This is a genomic window from Curtobacterium salicis (assembly GCF_011759505.1).
GTDB lineage: Bacteria > Actinomycetota > Actinomycetes > Actinomycetales > Microbacteriaceae > Curtobacterium > Curtobacterium salicis.
In genome coordinates, this window is sequence record NZ_JAAOYO010000002.1 from 682,612 (window position 1) to 699,161 (window position 16,550).

At 74.1% G+C, this 16,550-nt stretch carries 15 protein-coding genes; 8 read left to right on the plus strand and 7 right to left on the minus strand.

Going from position 1 to position 16,550, the window contains the following annotated elements; translation table 11 throughout:
- Positions 1–109: 109 nt before the first annotated feature.
- Complete coding sequence (locus E9228_RS07550) at positions 110–1,129, plus strand: LacI family DNA-binding transcriptional regulator (RefSeq protein WP_166779940.1); 1,020 nt, start codon at positions 110–112, stop codon at positions 1,127–1,129.
- Positions 1,130–1,318: 189 nt separating this feature from the next.
- Here E9228_RS07550 and E9228_RS07555 read toward each other — a convergent pair whose 3' ends face one another.
- Complete coding sequence (locus E9228_RS07555) at positions 1,319–1,993, minus strand: TrmH family RNA methyltransferase (RefSeq protein ID WP_425248370.1); 675 nt, start codon at positions 1,991–1,993, stop codon at positions 1,319–1,321.
- Between the two features lie 72 nt (positions 1,994–2,065).
- On the opposite strand from E9228_RS07555, the gene E9228_RS07560 reads away from it, so the two are divergent.
- A complete protein-coding gene (locus tag E9228_RS07560; protein ID WP_166779941.1) occupies positions 2,066–2,863 on the plus strand; it encodes an HAD-IIA family hydrolase in 798 nt (265 codons plus the stop codon).
- 36 nt (positions 2,864–2,899) lie between these two features.
- Here the strand turns inward: E9228_RS07560 and E9228_RS07565 are convergent, their stop codons facing one another.
- Positions 2,900–4,096: a glycosyltransferase gene (locus E9228_RS07565; protein WP_166779942.1), complete on the minus strand. Its 1,197-nt coding sequence runs from the start codon at positions 4,094–4,096 to the stop codon at positions 2,900–2,902.
- 62 nt (positions 4,097–4,158) lie between these two features.
- Between E9228_RS07565 and E9228_RS07570 the strand changes: the two genes are divergently transcribed.
- A complete protein-coding gene (locus E9228_RS07570) occupies positions 4,159–5,055 on the plus strand; it encodes a UbiA family prenyltransferase (RefSeq protein WP_166779943.1) in 897 nt (298 codons plus the stop codon).
- Positions 5,052–6,485, plus strand: a complete 1,434-nt coding sequence (locus E9228_RS07575; RefSeq protein ID WP_166779944.1) for an FAD-dependent oxidoreductase — start codon at positions 5,052–5,054, stop codon at positions 6,483–6,485. The genes E9228_RS07570 and E9228_RS07575 overlap by 4 nt, the downstream gene beginning before the upstream one ends.
- Before the next feature lie 23 nt (positions 6,486–6,508).
- On the opposite strand, the gene E9228_RS07580 is transcribed toward E9228_RS07575, so the two are convergent.
- Positions 6,509–7,405, minus strand: a complete 897-nt coding sequence (locus tag E9228_RS07580; protein ID WP_166779945.1) for a CPBP family glutamic-type intramembrane protease — start codon at positions 7,403–7,405, stop codon at positions 6,509–6,511.
- Positions 7,406–7,467: 62 nt separating this feature from the next.
- Between E9228_RS07580 and E9228_RS07585 the strand changes: the two genes are divergently transcribed.
- Positions 7,468–8,163 carry a metal-dependent transcriptional regulator gene (locus E9228_RS07585; protein WP_166779946.1) on the plus strand — a complete coding sequence of 232 codons (696 nt, stop codon included), beginning with the start codon at positions 7,468–7,470 and terminating at the stop codon, positions 8,161–8,163.
- A 53-nt stretch (positions 8,164–8,216) separates the two neighbouring features.
- On the opposite strand, the gene E9228_RS07590 is transcribed toward E9228_RS07585, so the two are convergent.
- Positions 8,217–8,861: a HEAT repeat domain-containing protein gene (locus E9228_RS07590; RefSeq protein WP_166779947.1), complete on the minus strand. Its 645-nt coding sequence runs from the start codon at positions 8,859–8,861 to the stop codon at positions 8,217–8,219.
- Positions 8,862–8,951: 90 nt separating this feature from the next.
- On the opposite strand from E9228_RS07590, the gene E9228_RS07595 reads away from it, so the two are divergent.
- Complete coding sequence (locus tag E9228_RS07595) at positions 8,952–9,905, plus strand: aldo/keto reductase (protein ID WP_166779948.1); 954 nt, start codon at positions 8,952–8,954, stop codon at positions 9,903–9,905.
- Positions 9,906–10,053: 148 nt separating this feature from the next.
- Here E9228_RS07595 and E9228_RS07600 read toward each other — a convergent pair whose 3' ends face one another.
- The gene (locus tag E9228_RS07600) at positions 10,054–11,919 is read right to left on the minus strand and encodes a hypothetical protein (protein ID WP_166779949.1); all 1,866 of its coding nucleotides are present in this window, start codon (positions 11,917–11,919) and stop codon (positions 10,054–10,056) included.
- Positions 11,916–12,467: an orotate phosphoribosyltransferase gene (gene pyrE / locus E9228_RS07605; RefSeq protein ID WP_166779950.1), complete on the minus strand. Its 552-nt coding sequence runs from the start codon at positions 12,465–12,467 to the stop codon at positions 11,916–11,918. Before pyrE ends, E9228_RS07600 begins: the two co-directional genes overlap by 4 nt.
- Positions 12,468–12,556: 89 nt before the next feature.
- Between pyrE and E9228_RS07610 the strand changes: the two genes are divergently transcribed.
- Positions 12,557–14,242 (plus strand): hypothetical protein, encoded by a 1,686-nt coding sequence (locus E9228_RS07610; RefSeq protein WP_166779951.1) that lies wholly within the window; start codon positions 12,557–12,559, stop codon positions 14,240–14,242.
- Between the two features lie 121 nt (positions 14,243–14,363).
- Positions 14,364–15,728: a M23 family metallopeptidase gene (locus E9228_RS07615; RefSeq protein WP_166779952.1), complete on the plus strand. Its 1,365-nt coding sequence runs from the start codon at positions 14,364–14,366 to the stop codon at positions 15,726–15,728.
- Here the strand turns inward: E9228_RS07615 and E9228_RS07620 are convergent.
- A complete protein-coding gene (locus E9228_RS07620) occupies positions 15,725–16,549 on the minus strand; it encodes a phosphotransferase (RefSeq protein WP_341849828.1) in 825 nt (274 codons plus the stop codon). The two genes, E9228_RS07615 and E9228_RS07620, sit on opposite strands and share 4 nt — an antisense overlap.
- Position 16,550 lies beyond the last annotated feature (1 nt).

Genomic DNA, 16,550 nt, shown 5'->3' on the forward strand with positions numbered 1-16,550 from the left:
GGCTCCCAGGCTGGCGTGGGCTGCGCACCGGCTGCCGGCGTGGAGCGCGACAGCGCTACGATCGTCGGGACGCACCCGGCGGGTGCGCAGCCGGAGGTCGAGGATGACGATGGGGAACACCAAGCCCGCGACGATCTACGACGTCGCCGCTCGCGCGGGGGTGTCGAAGTCGCTCGTGTCCCTCGTGTTGCAGCGGTCACCCCGGGTCAGCGAGCAGCGTCGGGCAGCCGTCCTCGCCGCGATCCAGGAGCTCGACTACCGTCCGTCGACCGCGGCGGTGTCGCTCGCCGGCACCCGCTCCCGGACGATCGGCGTGGTGCTCGACGACTTCCGCAACCAGTGGTTCGTCGACCTGCTCACCGGCCTCCGCGAATCGCTCCAGGACCAGGGACACCGCCTCGTCGTCGCGGACCGTTTCCTCAACACCGGGCTCGACGTCTCCCCGGTCGAGGGGTTCCTGTCGATGCGGGTCGAGGGCCTCGTGATCGCCGGCGAACCGGACCCGGACCTCGTCGTCCCCGCCAGCACCCCGGTCGTCGTCGCGGGTGGGCGGGCAGCGCTGCCGCGGGCCGACACGGTGGCGAACGACGACCTGGCCGGCGGCCGGATGGCGGCCGAGCACCTCATCGAGCTCGGGCACGTGCGGCTCGGGTTCGTCGGCGGGCAGTCGGCAGCGAGTGACGCCCGGCTCGAGGGCTGGCGTGCGGGCATCGCCGCCGAGCTGGCGACCGGCGGGACGACCGGCGCGTCGGTCAGTGGCGTCGCGGTCGTGCTGGCCGCCGACGTCACCGAGGAGACCGGCGTCACCGGCACCCACCGCCTGCTGGACGAACACCCCGACGTGACGGCGGTGTTCGCCGCGAACGACGTCACCGCCCTCGGCGCGATGTCCGCGATCGCCGAACGGGGCCTCCGCGTCCCCGAGGACATCTCGGTGATCGGGTACGACGACACCCCGATCGCGGCCTCTCGCTACGTCGGTCTCACGAGCATCGACGACCGGAGCATCGACATCGGCCGTGGTGCCGGCGCGCGGTTGCTCGAGCGGATCGCGGACCCGGCGTTGCCCACCACCGAGGTGCTCGTCGAGCCGAGGCTCGTCGCCCGCCGCACCACCGCGCGGCGCTAGCCCGGCGCGACCCCGGGCGCAGCCCGGGCGCAGCCCGGCGCGAGCGGGGGCGCCGAGGTCGCAGAATCGTGCACCCTCGACGCCCGAGAACGCGACATTCTGCAACCTCGGCGGGACGCACGCGGCGAGTCGTGCGACCTCGGCGGCCACCACGCGGCACCACCCCGCCCCGCCGGCGCCCGCCAACCGTCAGGCGGGGAGCTCCGCGTGCCGGACGACCCAGCTGTGCATGACGATCGCCGCCGCAGCCGAGGCGTTGATGCTCCGCGTCGACCCGAACTGCGTGATCTCGAGGTGCCCGTCCGCGCCCGCGACGGCCTCGTCGGTGAGCCCCGGCCCCTCCTGCCCGAACAGGAACACGCACCGCTCCGGGATCTCCGCCGTCTCGATGCGCGAGGCCCCGGGTGTGTTGTCGATCGCGATGACGGGCCGCCCCTCGGCACGCATGACCTCGAGGAACGTGGCCACGTCCTCGTGGTGCCGGACGTGCTGGTACCGGTCGGTGACCATCGCCCCGCGTCGGTTCCAGCGACGACGTCCGATGATGTGCACGGTGCCGGCGAGGAACGCGTTCGCCGTCCGGACGATCGACCCGATGTTCAGGTCGTGCTGCCAGTTCTCGATCGCCACGTCGAAGTCGTGCCGGCGGGTGTCCAGGTCGGCGACGATCGCCGCCATGCTCCAGTACCGGAAGCGGTCGACGACGTTGCGGGTGTCGCCGTGCTCGAGCAGTTCCGGGTCGTACCGGTCGCCTTCGGGCCACGGCCGCGGGTGCGGTCCGACGCCGTGCGTCGTCGCCTCGTGGGTGGGTGGGAGCGCCGGCGTCGGCTCCGGCAGGTCGCCGGACGGGAGGCCCTGGGTCACGTGACCAGCGTACGGTGCGTCCGCCGCGCCTCCCGTCCGGCCGCCGGCGGCCGCCCGCACTACGCTGACCCCATGGCATCCCGCGACGAGGTCGAGTGCTGGCTGACCGACATGGACGGCGTGCTCGTCCACGAGAACCAGGCGCTCCCCGGCGCGCCGGAGCTGATCCGGCAGTGGCAGGACCAGGGCACCGAGTTCCTCGTCCTCACGAACAACTCGATCTTCACCCCGCGTGACCTCAGCGCGCGGCTCCGCTGGTCGGGGCTCGAGGTGCCCGAGGAACGCATCTGGACCTCCGCCCTCGCGACGGCTGACTTCTGCGCCTCGCAGATGCCGAACGGGTCGGCGTTCGTGATCGGCGAGGCCGGCATGACGACGGCGCTGCACGAGGCCGGTTTCATCATGACCGAGACCGCGCCGGACTACGTCGTCGTCGGCGAGACCCGCAACTACTCGTTCGAGGCGATCACGAAGGCGGTCCGGCTGATCCTCGGCGGCGCCCGGTTCATCGTGACGAACCCCGACGCGACCGGTCCGAGCGCCGAGGGCGTCCTGCCGGCGACGGGTGCGATCGCCGCGATGATCGAGAAGGCCACCGGCAAGCAGCCCTACGTCGTGGGCAAGCCGAACCCGATGATGTTCCGCTCGGCGATGAACCGGATCGGCGCGCACTCCGAGAACACCGGCATGATCGGCGACCGGATGGACACCGACGTGCAGGCCGGCATCGAGGCGGGGCTCCACACCGTGCTCGTCATGACCGGCATCAGCGACCAGGCCGAGATCGACAAGTACCCGTTCCGCCCGAGCGAGGTCATCGCGGGCGTGCACGAACTCCTCCACACGGAGCCGTACGAGGTCGAGATCTAGCGCGGCCTGCTCCCGGGCGTCCCTCGCCCGTCGGGGTCAGAGGGACTCGAGCACGTCGAGCGCCCGCTGCACCCCGTGCTCCCGACGGACGAGTCGACCGACCTCGGCCGCCCGCTCCCGACGGGACAGGGCGTCGTGCATCGCGGGCACGAGGGTGCGGGCCGACAGGCGGCGCAGCGGGACCGGGGCCGCGGCCACCCCCTGCCGATGCAACTGTGCGGCCCAGAACGGCTGGTCAGCGGTGACGGGCACGACGACGGCGGGCACGCCGGCCCGTGCGACGGCGTGCGAGGTCCCGGCCCCACCGTGGTGCACGACGAGCCTCGCACCGGGCAACACCGTGTCGAACGGCACCGACGGCACCGCGAGCACGTCGGGGCCGCGGCACTCCGCCGGGAGCGCGAGCCCGCCCCACCCGGTGACGAGCAGCACCCGCAGGCCGTGCGAGCGGGCGGCCGTGACGATCGCGCCGCCGCGGGCCGCCGCATCACCCCTCGCCATGGAGCCGAACGACGCGACGAGGAACGGGCCGGTCGCCAGGAAGTCGCGGACGACGGGGTCGGGGGACGACACCGGCGTTCCCTCGTACCAGGCGCCGGTCTGGTGCACCCGTTCCGGCCAGTCGTCGGGCCGGGGCAGCAGCGCCGGACTCACGGCCATGAGGGTCGCGCGGGACGGGGACCGCCGGTCGGGACGACGACCGCTCGGCAGCTCGGCGGCGGCGCGTGCCACGTCGGCGTCGAAGAGGCGGGCGGCGGCGCGCGGCACGGCGTAGGTGACCCGGTTGCGGGCGCCGAGGTCGCGGGTGGCCGTGGGACCGCCGGCGGCGGGGAAGCGCTCGCTCGGGGTGGCGACCGGCTGGAACTCCACCAGCACGCGGGGCACGGCGAGCGAGTCCGCCACCATCGGCGCGCTGAGGACCAGCGGGTGGTGCACCACGACGTCGGGGGCGAAGGCGACGGTCTCCCGCACCGCGGCGGCGAGCATCCGTCGCATCCCGGGCCGCACCTCGGCGCGGACGTGGCGCGCGAGGCCCCAGGGGGTGCGACCGGCCGGGGAGAGCAGCCGCTGCACGTCCAGGCCGAGCGGCACGGTGTCCACCCCCTCGGGGACGTCCGCGTCGTCGGGCAGCGCCAGCCGTACCTCGTGACCGCGGGATGCGGCGTGCCGCGCCAGGGCGGCGAAGGGCTCCACGTCACCCCGGGTGCCGGCGGTGAGGAGCATCATGCGCATCCGCCCAGTGTGGCCCGGAAGCCGTCGCCCGGCGTCCATGCGGGCCGGGTACGCTCGGGCCCGTGGCTGACGGCAGTGAGCGGATACTGCGAACCGCTCCGTCCGGAGTCGGTCTGGCCGTGCGCCGCCTGGTGCTCATCTCGCGACCGGTGCTGTGGATCAACACCATCGGCTCCGGTCTCGTCGCCGTGTGGCTCACCGGCACGCTGTTCGACCTCCGGGCCCTGCCGGTCATCCTGTGGCTCACGCTGCCGTTCAACCTGCTCATCTACGGCGTCAACGACATCTACGACCAGGACACCGACGCGGCCAACCCCCGCAAGGGCTCCATCGAGGGTGCTCGGATCCGGCAGTCCGAGGTCCGACTCATCGCCTGGGCCGTCGCGATCGTCAACGTCCCGTTCCTCGCGACCTTCGCCCTCACGCTGCCGCCCCTCGCGAACGCGGCGATCCTGCTCTACGTGGGCGTCTTCGTCTTCTACTCGGCACCGCCGCTGCGCTTCAAGGCGCGGCCCTTCCTCGACTCGCTGAGCAACGCGGCCTACGCCCTGCCACTGGTCATCGTGCCCGCGGCCCTCGCGGTGACGCCGGTCTGGCCCGCCGCCCTCGGCCTGATGGCCTGGAGCGTGGCCAAGCACGCCTTCGACGCGGTCCAGGACATCGCGGAGGACCGGGACGCGGGCATCACCACCACCGCGGTGCTGCTCGGCTCCCGCGGGACGGCCCTGTGGAGCGGGTCCTGGTGGATCGTGTCCACCGCGCTGTTCGCCGTGGTGAGCGTGCCCGTGGCCGCGGTCAACCTCCTGATCGCCGGCGTCCTCGTGGTGAGCCTGCTGCGCGACCCGACGCCGGAGACCGGTCACCGGCTCTACCGGCTGTCGGTCGCGTTCCCGTACATCGCGGGGGCGTTCGCCGGGGTGCTCCTCATGGTCTCGATCGTGCTGGTGGGCGCCCCGTGAGCCGCGTCGTCGTGGTCGGCGGCGGGATCGGTGGGCTCACCGCCGCCGCGCTGCTGGCGCACGCGGGCCACCGCGTCACCCTGCTCGAGGCCGCCCCCGAGCTCGGCGGCAAGAGCCGTCGCATCCAGCTCGGCGCGGACCGCATCGACACCGGGCCGTCGCTGGTGACCTTCCCGGCGGTGTGGGACGAGCTGCTGCGGCGGCTCGGCGACGGCGGGCGCACCTCCGACCGCACCCGTGCCGACGGCCACCTCGACCTGGTGCGGATGCCCGAGGTGGGCCGCTACTACTACACGGGCGACGAGACCTCCCTGCCGGTGGCCCCCGACCACCCCTGGTACCCCGCCTGGCGACGGTTCTCGGACCTGCACGCGCCCCTCGCCGACGACGTCACCGAGCTGCTGCTCGCCGACCCCCTCGACCGAGCGGCCCTCCCGGCGCTCCGGAGACTGCTGGCGGTCTACGGCTCGCGCCTCACCACCCGTGCGTACCTCGACGGCCTGCCGTGGCTGCCGGACGGGCTGCGCGAGATCATCGCGATCCACACCCTCAACGCGGGCGTCTCGCCCGCACGCACCCCCGCCCTCTACGCGAGCATGCCGGCGATCATGGCGGAGACCGGCGCCTGGGTACCGCGCGGCGGGGTGTACGAGATCGTGCTCGCGCTGGGCCGGCTGGCCGAGGCGGCCGGGGTCGACATCCGCACCGGCGAAGCGGTCACCCGCATCGAGCGCGGCTCGGTCACCACCGCCGCCGGGCACCATCCCGCCGACCTCGTCGTCAGTGCGCTGGACGCCGACCGGCTCGCCACGCTCACCGCTCCGTCGCGGCTCCCCACGCTCCCCCGACTGCGCCCCCGTACCCTCTCCTGCTCGGCGATCGCGGTCTACGGGGTGCTGCGGGAGGAGCTGCCGGCCGACTTCCCGACGCACAGCGTGGTGCTGCCGACGAAGCCGGCCGCGCTGCACCGCAGCCTCGAGGCGGGCGACGAGCCGGCGGACACCATGGTGTTCGTGAACCAGTACCGCGCGGGCGAGGTCTACCCGAACCCGCGCAGCACCGTGGGCATCCTGCTCACCGCGCCCGCCGACGGCGGTCACTACACGGCCGAGCACCCCTTCGTGCGGCGCGAGGTCGACCGCGTCTCGTCCGCGATGGGGCTCGACGGACCGCTCACCGACCTCCTCGACGAGCAGATGGTGCTCGATCCGCAGTACTACGCCGGGGGCGGCGAGCCCCACGGCGCGCTCTACGGGGCCGCGCGTCCGCCGTGGCTGAGCGGCCCGTTCCACCGCCCCTCGTACAACGACCCCTGGCGGCCCTGGCTGTGGCGGGTCGGCGCGTCGGTGCACCCCGGCGGCGGGATCCCGGCGGTGGTGGGCGGCGCGATGATCGCGGTGACCCGGCTGCTCAAGTCGACCCCGGCCTGACGGCCCGTGTCACACCGGGTGCCTCAGCGCGCCAGGGCGACGGGGTCCGTGCCGGCCGGGAGGCTCGCCCCACCCCCGTCGACGACGGTCCGGTCCATCGACGGCACGGTCCGCCACCGGCGCCGGAGCCGCCAGGCGCGGTCGTCCCGCCAGGCGACGACCGCCCCGGCGACGACGCCGAGCAGCAGCACCGCGAACGACGCCAGACCGACCAGTCCGACGAGGAAGAAGTCGAGCCCAGCACCGCGCGAGGCGCTGACCGCGATCGCGCCGAAGTCCCAGAACGCGTGCAGCAGCACCGGGGCGAGCAGGGTGCCGGTGAGTCGTCGCGCCAGGTACAGCGTCGACCCGAACGACGCGGCGAACACCACCTGCACCACCGTCTGGGCGACCGGGGCGCCGGCCAGGACGTTCACGAAGTGCAGCAGTCCGAACAGCACGCACGACGCGATCCACACCCCGAACTCGGGCAGACGACGCCGGAGTCCCACGAGCAGGACACCGCGGGTGAGCAGCTCCTCGAACACCCCGACGAGCAGCACCCCGACGGTGAGCAGCAGGAAGTAGTCCAGCGACTTCCCCGCCCAGTCGATCAGCGGCAGCCGTGCGATGCACACCGCCGCGATGAGGACCGGCGCCAGCACCGCCCACCGCGGGCGGCCACGTGTCGGGTCGACGGTCGCGATCCGCCACCAGCCGAGTGCGGTGACGAGCACGACCATGACCCCGGCGACGATCGACTCCGGCACCACCAGGTCGTGCAGGACGCTGTCGGTCGTCAGTCCGAGCGAGTCGTAGTCGTCGCTCGGGCGGGAGCGGACGATGCTGTACGTGGCGAAGAGCACCAGCGGGGCGATGCCGACGAGCAGCGACGGCGGGACCGGCCACCACCGTCGGCGGCGGACGGCGGGAGGCTGCACGGGGGTCACCCTCACGGTTGTACCAGTGTCGGCCGTCCCGGTGTCGGTCGTAGCATTGGCCCATGCGCCTGCCCTCCCTCAGCACCATGGCGGAGGACTACGTCAAGCTCGTCTGGAAGGCGAGCGAACGCGGCGGCGAAGGGGGTCTCGCCACGCGGGACATCGCCGCGGCCCTGCACGTGTCCGCCTCGACGGTGTCCGGCAACCTCCGGAAGCTCGACCGCGACGGGCTCATCGAGCACACGCTGTACCGCGGGGTGGTCCTCACTCCGCTCGGGCAGCAGGCCGCCGTCGCGATGGTCCGTCGGCACCGCCTGATCGAGACGTTCCTGGTCGAACGGCTCGGCTACTCGTGGGACGAGGTGCACACCGAGGCCGAAGCGCTCGAGCACGCCGTGTCGGAGACGTTCCTCGACCGGGTCGACGCCGACCTCGGGCACCCGACGCACGACCCGCACGGCGACCCGATCCCGAACGCGGACGGCGTCGTGCCGGACTCCCCCGGTGCCCTCCTCGGCACGGTCGACCCCGGCGTCTGCGGGACGGTCGAGCGGGTGTCCGACGACGACCCCGCGCTCCTCCGGTACTTCGACGAGCTCGGTGTCGGGCTGGGGACGCACCTGCGGGTCGAGCAGGTGCGGGACTACGCGGGGGTGGTGGCGGTCGCGCGGCGTGACGCCGGCGGGGCGGAGGCGCTGGTGGACCTCCCGGCCGCCGCCGCGACCGCGATCTGGCTGACGCCGGACGCTCCGCACTGACCCGCGCGCAACGCTGAACGCGCGCGCCACGCTGACCCGCGCCCGCGCCCGCGTCAGCCCTTGGCGGACCGCGTCCGCCCGAGGGCGACCTCGCGCCGTGCCCGCGCCGACGCCAACGCCGACCCCGCGTCCGGGTCTCCGAGCAGCCGCGCCGTCTCGGCCGCGTGCTCCCGTACGTCCGGGTTGCGGTGGTCCGCTGCCGCAGCCAGCACCGGCGACGCGATGTCCGGACCGAGTCCGGCGAGCGCACGGCTCAGGGCCAGCCGGGTCTCGGCGTCCCCGTGCCCGAGCTGCACCGCGAGGGTCCGTGCGAGTGCGGGCTTCGCCTCCTCGGACGCGAGCAGCACGGCGGCACGCCAGGCCGTCCGGGCGACGCCGGGGTCGACGTCGCCGAGCAGCCGCGCCACCTGCGGGTAGACCGACCCGTCGCGGATCTTCGAGAGGGTGTGCAGCGCCTGGCTCCGTGCCTGCGCCTCCGGACGGTCGAGTTCGTCGAGCAGCCGCGGGACCACGAGGTCGGCGGGGAGGCGCACCAACGCCCACGTGAGCATCTCCCGCACCTGCAGGTCCGGCTCCACGGCGCACTGCCCCACGAGGACGTCGAGCTCGTCGGTCGAGGGGGTGGTCCCGGCGGCCATCACCGCCCGGAGTCGGACGGCGGGGCGGGGGTCGGTGAGGTACGAGGCGAGCGTCGGCATGGCTCCTCCACCTCACCCCGCGCACCTGAGTGGCAGCCCGGCGAGGGGCATAGCGTGGACGGGATCGTACCGACCTGAAAGGACTGCAGCATGCCCCGCATCGGCTCCAGTGACCTCACCGTCTTCCCCCTCGCCCTCGGCGGCAACGTCTTCGGCTGGACCGCGGACGAGGCCACCTCGCACCAGGTCCTCGACGCCTACACGGGTGCCGGCGGCGACTTCATCGACACCGCGGACGTGTACTCCGCCTGGGGTGACGGCAACTCCGGCGGTGAGTCCGAGACCGTGATCGGTTCGTGGTTCGCCGCATCCGGCAAGCGTGACGACGTGACGATCGCCACGAAGGTGTCACAGCACCCCGCGTTCCCCGGGCTGTCCGCGGGCAACGTCGCGAAGGCCGCCCGCGCGAGCCTGCAGCGGCTCGGCACCGACCGGATCGACCTCTACTACGCGCACTTCGACGACCAGGACACCCCGCTCGAGGAGACCGTCCGCGCCTTCGACCAGCTCGTCCGCGAGGGCCTGGTCCGGTACACCGCGATCTCGAACTACTCGGACGAGCGCGCCGCGGAGTGGATCCGCATCGCGAAGGAGCACGACCTCGCCGTGCCGGTCGCGATCCAGCCGCACTACAACCTCGTCACCCGCGAACCGTACGAATCGGACATCGCGCCGCTCGCCGCACGGGAGCACCTGGGCGTCGTGCCGTACTTCGCCCTCGCCGCGGGCTTCCTGACGGGCAAGTACCGGACGGAGCAGGACTTCGCCGGCAAGGACCGCGAGGGCCAGGTCTCCGGCTACTTCTCCGACCAGGGCCTCGCCGTCGTGGACGCCCTGTCCGAGATCGCGTCGGCGCACTCCGCGGAGATCGCCTCGGTCGCCCTCGCCTGGCTGCAGGCACAGCCGGACGTCGTCGCGCCGATCGCCTCGGCGCGCAACACCGAGCAGCTGCCGGCGCTCCTCGCCTCGGCCGAGCTCGACCTCAGCGCCGAGGAGCTGCAGACGCTCACCGACGTCTCGGCGGCGGTCCCCGCGGCGTCCTGACCGGCCACGGTCGCGCTCCGCGACCGGATGACGGACGGGAGGCTCCCCACCGGCGGGTGGGGAGCCTCCCGTCCGTCACTTGGCGGGTCGGACCGGTCGCGTCGGGCCGGCTGCGTCGGTCCGGCAGCGTCGGTCCGGCAGCGTCGGATCAGCCGTCGGTCCCGATCCCGGCGGCGGAGGGCAGTACCGAGCGCGCCGCTGCCGGGCTGCTCGAGGGGGACCTGGGCTGGTCCTCGAGGCTGTTGCCGCGGATCCACGCCGTGATGAGGAGCACGAGGAGCAGGAGCACCACGATGATCGCGATCGACCCGTAGACCAGGAGCTGCTTGCCGCGACGCCCCTCGTTCTGCAGTCGTGCGAAGCCCTCGTTGATGAAGTTGTCGCGGTCCGTCCCCGACGTCGCCGGACCACCCGCGGCCGCCGCGGGCTGCTGGGGTGCGGCGACCGCGGGCATCATCCGGGTGCTGGTGTCCTCGGGGCGGTGGGCGTCGGCGTCGCGGAGCTGCTGGATCGCCTCGGTGCCGAACAGGTCCTTGATGACACCGGTGTCGCTCGTCTCGCGGCCCTGCCACTCGGACTGGTCGATGTCCTCGAGGGCCAGGCCGCGCGGAGTGTCGACGTGGTCGTCCGCGTCTCGCGTCCGGTCCACCGGTGCGGGTGTCGGCCATGCCGGGGTCGGCGCGTTCCGGGGACCGCGCTCGGCGCTGCGCTCGGGGTGGCTCGCGGGCTGCACCAGCGGCGGGGCGTCCGGGGTCGGCAGCACCGAGGGCGGCGGGACCGCGGCGGCCGCACGGGGCGCGAACGCGGCGGTCGGGGCGCTGCCGGCGGCGAGGTCGTCGTCGACGTCATCGTCCTCATCGGCGTCGGCGCTGCGGTCGTCGATGTCGGCCGGGTCCTCGACGACGACCGGCTCTGCGACGACGACAGGCTCTGCGACGACCGGGTCGTCGACGTCGCCGGGGAACACCTCGCCGGTGCGTGCGGCTTCGTCGCTGAGGGACCAGCTCGACCCGGACGGCGTGGTGCGCTCGTCCGCGCGGTCGTCCTCCGGTGCGTCGGCGACCTCGGGAACGGGGTCCGGCGCACTCGAGAGCCCGGCCACCGGTTCCTGGGCGAGCGGTGTGCCGCTCGCCCACGACTCGGCGGCGACCAGGTTCGTGTCGAACGCATCGCGGGTCAGCGCCGTCGGGACCTCGCCGGTGTGGTCGTCCAGCAGCGACCAGTCGAACGGACGGTCGGCCCGCGGAGCGCCCTCGACGTCGTCGCCGAGACGCAGGAGTTCGGTGAACGTCGGCGGTTCGGAGGTCGGCGGCAGGGCGTCCTGCACCCCGAGCGGCTGCGCGTCCGGACCACCGCGGAGGGCAGGCGGGACCGGCGCGGACTGCACGGCGTCGGGCGGCAGCGGAGTCGGCACCGCAGTGTCCGACAGGTCGCCCGGCGTCGCGGGACGGGCACGACCGAGCCAGTCGACGTCCGAGCGGCCCAGGCCGTCCGGGTCCGTGCGGCGACGCTCGTCCTCGATCGCACGGCTCTCGGCGGCGCGGACGTCCCGGTCGGAGCGGGCGGTGGGCAGCGAGATCGCGCGGGGGTCCGGCGCGTTCGACACCGGCGGCACGGCTGCGGGCGGCGGGACCCGGCCGGCGACCCCGCCGGGCAGCGCCAGCTCTTCCGGCATCGAGATCGCCTGCGTCGCACCGGGGTCGAGCTCCGGAGCGTGGTCCTCGGCGTCGGCGTCGGCCTGCGGTGCGGAGGCCGGCAGCGACGCGGGTGCGGTGAAGGGCTCCGGTTCGGGCTGCCCCGCCTGTCGGGCGGCCCGCTCGGCCTCTCGACGCTCGCGGCGCGAGGGCCACTCCTCCTCGGTGATCGGCGCACCGAAGATGTCCGCCGCACTGCGGAGACCGTGGAACGGAGCGTCCGGATCGGGACCGCGCTGAGCCTCCGGTCCGTCGCCCCCGTGCTCGGGCGCGACCGACGGGTCGGACTCGTCGCGCCCCTCCGGACGCTCCTCGGTCACGCGGACAGTCCCAGGTCGGCCAGCCCGATCGCCGCGAGGTACGGGTACCCGGCTGCCTCGATCTTCTCCTTGGCGCCGGTGTCCCGGTCGACGACGACGGCGACGGCGGCGATGACGGCGCCCTCACGCTCGAGCGCCTCGGCGGCCTTGAGCGGCGAGCCACCGGTGGTCGAGGTGTCCTCGAGCACGATGACCCGCTTGCCGCGGACGTCCGGACCCTCGACCTGGCGGCCGCGGCCGTGGTCCTTGGGCTCCTTGCGGACGACGAACGCGTCGTACGTCCCCCCGCGGGCCGCGGACTGGTGCAGCACCGCGCTCGCGATCGGGTCGGCGCCCATCGTCAACCCGCCGACGGCGTCGACGTCCGGGACGCTCGCGATCAGGTCGGTCATGACCTGTCCGATCAGGGGCGCGACGCGGTGGTCGAGGCTCACCTTGCGGAGGTCGATGTAGTAGGAGGCCTGCTTCCCGCTGGTCAGCGTGAAGTCGCCGTGGAAGACCGCATCGGCCTTGATGTGCTCGATCAACTGCTCGCGCGCGTGGGTCACGGTGGTCAAGGGTACCGGCGACGGCCGTTCCGCGCTCACCCGGGCACACTGCCCGGCTGCTCCGATGCCGCCGCCGGTACGCTCCGGTCATGCCCCTCGCCCGTCCGCGGGACGGCGTCCGACCGATCGAGGCCGGCGACCGCCGCCCGCGATCCACCGTCGTCCGGGCGGTCGCGCACGAGGCACTCGGCGTGCTGCTCGCCCTGGTGCTCGCCGTCCTCGCGCTGCGCCACGTGCTCGCCACCGCCCGGGTCGCACTGCTCTGGTACGACGGGGACTCGGTGCTCCTGCCGCTGGTGGCACGGTCGATCGCGCTCGGGCAGCCGTTCGAGTGGGCGATGTCCCCGGCGCTGTTCTTCTTCCCGGAGCTGCCCGTCTACCTGGCGACCGCGGCGGTGACCTCGACGCCCCAGCAGGCCCTGGCGCTGAACGGCGTGCTCGTGCTGCTCGCCGTGTACGCCCTCGTGCGCGCGGCGGCGAACGAGCTCATGCCGTCCGCCGGCCGGTCGGCGCGGGTCGCCGTGTCGGTGATCGCCGTCGTCCTGCTCACCATGCTCGTGCTGACGGAGTCCTCCGCGACCGCGACCTCGCTCGAGTTGGCGTCGCTCCTCCTCACCACCACCTACTACTACGGGGCGGTGCTCGCGATGCTCGGCACCGCCGTGCTGGTGCTCCGGACCGTCCGCACCGGGCGCTCCTCGATCCCGGTCCTCGTGACGCTGGGGCTGGTGGCGGCGCTGAGCACGGCCTCCAACCCGCTGTACGTGCCGTGGTCGGCGGCACCGGTCGTCGTGACGCTCGCGGTGCTCGCCGCTGCCCGGCGTCTGCCCTGGCGTCCGGCCGCGTGGGTCGCGGCGACGCTGACGGTCGGCGCCGTCGTGGGGTACCTGCTGCGGATCCCCCTGCGCCCGTTCGTCTCACTCGACCCCTCGACCTACGTCCACCCGGAACGGGCCGGTGCGACGGCTGCGTTCTTCGCGTCGCTCACGGACGACCGGGCGGCGTCGGCGGCCGGGGACGCCGGGCTGCTGCTCATGCTGGTCGGGGTGCTGCTCAGCGCCGGCGGGACGGTGTGGGCCTGGCGGGCGCGGACCTCCCGGACGGTGCTCGTGGCGACCGCGTTGCCCCTCGTGACGATCGTGGCCGTGTCGGTCGGTGTGGTCGTCGCCGGGTCGGAGACCCCGCGCTACCTCGAGCCGGTGGTGGCGATGCCGCTCCTCGCCGTGGTGGCCGTCTGCGAGCTCACCCGGACCGCGGTCCGACGGACCCGCCTGCACCGGCCGGTACGGGGACTCCGGACGGCGCTCGCGGTCGCGGCCGCCGCCGTCCTGGTCGTCGGCGTCGCGGTGACCCCCGGCACCCTCGGGGCCGTCGCAGCGGCGCGGTACGGCCCGGTGACCTGCCTCGACCGGTGGGTGGACGCGCAACGGAGTGACGGACGCGACCCGGTCGGGGTCGGGCAGTTCTGGACGATCCGCCCGCTCGCGGCCTACGCGGAACAGGACGTCCGCCTGCTGCAGGTCCGCGACTCCTTCGACACGTACCCCTGGCTCGTCGACCTCGGCGCCTACCGCGACGCACGGCCGGACTACGTCGTGATCGGGTCGGGCGACGTCTGGACGACCCCGGTGGAGGACTCGCTCGGCCGTCCCGCGACCATCACGCACTGCACGGGGTACGACGTGTACGACTACGCGGGCACCCGCGGGGCCGACGTGCTGCGGCAGCGCGTGGTCGGGTCGGCCGAGCAGATCCTCCGCGACCGCGGGTTCTGAGCCCGCGAGGACCACCGGGGCGGGGTACTCCCCCTCCACAGGGCGATCTCCCCGCCCGAGTCCTCCCCAGCGGAGCGTCGCCGCAGGGTTCGACCTGTGTGGATGTATAGGCTCCGTTCCGATGTCTCGCTCCGTGGTCCCCGCTCCCCGTCCCCGCTCCGCTCCGGCGGGCCGACGACACCTGCTCGCAACCGCGCTCGCGATCGCCGGCCTGGTCGGGTCACTCGTCCTCGACGCTCCGGCCGCACAGGCCGCGTCGTACCCGTCGTGGGACGACGTCGTCGCCGCGCGGGGCAAGGAGTCCGCCAAGCAGTCGCAGATCGTCGAGATCCGCGGGATCATCACCGGCCTGGCGGCCGAGGCGGACGCTGCGAAGGCCGAGGCCGAGCGTCTGGGTGCCGCGTTCGAAGCCGCGCAGCGCAAGGCCCTCCGCGCCGCCGAGAAGGAACAGGCCCTCCGTGAGGACGCCGACGAGCACACCGAGGTCGCCGAGGCCAGTGCGGCGCAGGCCGGCCGCTTCGCCGCGCAGATGGCCCGCTCCGGCGGAGCCGACGTCACCACGAGCGTCATCGCCGGGGGCGAGGACGCCCGCGACCTCCTCTACGACCTCGGAGCACTGAGCAAGCTCTCCGAGCAGGCCGAACGCGTCGAGACCGCCGCGACCACCGACGCCTCCGTCGCCCGGTCGCTCACCGACCAGGCCGACCGGGCAGCACTCGCGCTCCAGGAGCTCGCCGCGGCCGCGCAGGACCGGATGGGCGAAGCGCAGGCGGCGTCCGACCGCGCGCAGGCCGCGTACGACGAGCAAGAGGCGAACAAGGCCCGGCTGCAGGCGCAGCTCGCGTCACTGACGTCCGGTCGCGCGACGACCGAGGCGCAGTTCGAGAAGGGCGAGCGGATCCGCAAGGCGGAGGAAGAGCGCAAGCGCCGCGCGCTCGAGGCCGCGCTCGCGCGCCAGCTCCAGCAGCAGCAGGCAGCGGCAGCCGCGGCCGCGGCCGCGAACCAGGGTGGCGGCGCGTCGGCGGGCGCCGGTGCGGCGGCCGGCTCCGGCACACCGGCACCCGGCGCCGGTTCCGGCTCCGGGTGGGTCCGCCCCGCGGGTGGCTGGATCACCAGCGGGTACGGGGTCCGCGTGAACCCGTACACCGGCGCGGTCGCCATGCACGACGGCCTCGACCTGGGCAGTGGTTGCTCCACCGCCATCGTCGCCGCGTCCGCGGGCACCGTCGAGTACGTCGGCCCGTACGGCGGGTACGGCAACTACGTCCGCATCGACCACGGCGGCGGCATCAAGACCGCCTACGGGCACATCGTCGCCGGCGGCTTCCGGGTCGCCCCCGGGCAGCAGGTCGCCGCAGGCACCCTGGTCGCCCTCGTCGGCTCCACCGGCAACTCGACCGGCTGCCACCTGCACTTCGAGACGCACGTCGGCGGCGGCACCGTCGACCCCGTCGGCTTCATGGCGGCACGCGGGGTCGGCTTCTAGTCCGATCCCGTCCCGCAGGCCCCTTCCGGACCACGCGGGTCGTCGACGTCGTCGACGTCCAGCTCCCACAGCATCCGGTACCAGGCGGTCCGCTCAGCGTCCTGCGGCAGTCCGTAGGCCTCGTGGAAGAGCCCGTCCCAGCCGGGGCCGTGGTTCCACCCGAGGCTCATCGACGCGACGGCGAGGTCCGCCCACCGGTCGGCGACCCCGAGTGCGCCGAGGTCCACGTGACCGATCCAGCGACCGTCGTCCCCGATCAGCGTGTTCGGGGTGCAGGCGTCGCCGTGGCAGACGACGAGCTGGTCCGTCTCCGGCTGTGGCCCCATCGCGTCGACGGCACGACCAGCTGCGCGCGCACGGTCCAGTCGCTCCTCGGTCGACCACACGAACGAGCAGGACGCCACCGGGAGCGTCTCGTGCATCGCCCGGAGCCCCTCGCCCACCGCGATCACCGCGGTCCGTGGGTCGTCGTGCCACCGCGGGTCGACGGCGCTCCAGCCCGCGACCGGCCGCGTCGTCATCCAGGCACCGGACCCGTCCGCACCGTGGTCGACGACCTCGGGCACGGTGAGCCACCCGCCGGCCCACTGCAGTCGGGCGACCTCGGCGGCGATCCACGGCGCGTAGTGCGGTGGCACCCACTTCACGTACCCCTCAGCCCGGTCGGGCGACGGTCCGAGGCGGAAGGTCCTGCCGCCGGCGGAGTTCACCCACACCGGCACGAGCACGCGGCCGCCGGCGAGTTCGGCGACCGCGTCCGGGACGGTCACCGGCTCGTCCGGCTGACCACCGCGCCCGGCCAGGTCGTCGGTCGGTGCCACG